Consider the following 566-nt stretch of genomic DNA (forward strand, 5'->3'; position numbering starts at 1 on the left):
ATTTCCTGGCCTTTGGGGCCGGTGACCACGGCGCTCTGGCTGCCGAGGATGCGCGGTTTCGGGTGGCGCAGGGGCGGCCGGTTCGGCACGTCCCACGGGGTGGCCTGGAAGCGGTTGCGGTAGCCCTGATGGAAATCGTCTTTCAGCGCGGTGGTGTCGCTGGTCACCGATTCTTCCAGCACTTGCGGTTGCTTGCCTTCGTGATGGACTTCGGTGAGCAGCCACAGGTCATTCCACTTGGCCTTCGGGTGTTCTTTCAGCGCGAGGAAATGGCCGCTGACCAGCAGCGGCTGGTCGCTCTTGCCTTCGGCGAGCTGGAAGTCGCTGCGATGGCGTTCGAGGGCGCGTTTGGCCAGGTGTTTGCCACGCTCGCGGTCGACGAAACGGCCGGGGTAGTCGTAATCCTCGAGGTCGGGCAGGGCGTCGCCACGGTTTTCGCTTTCGAGGGTGATGCGCGGTTTTTCGAAGTCGTAATCGCGGCGGGTGGTGCGGCTGGTGCGGGTTTCCAGGCGCAGGTCGAAGCGCTTGATCACCGGGTCGCTGGCGACCATGCCGGAGTCCTGCTG

At 64.8% G+C, this 566-nt stretch carries 1 protein-coding gene; it reads right to left on the reverse strand.

What is annotated here, in order from left to right; genetic code table 11:
- Nucleotides 1–566, reverse strand: a 566-nt coding sequence (locus tag AC3WRD_RS29840; RefSeq protein WP_492574065.1) for a contractile injection system protein, VgrG/Pvc8 family, incomplete at both ends; no start/stop codon positions are given.

It is taken from the genome of Pseudomonas sp. FW215-R2 (genome assembly GCF_058789255.1).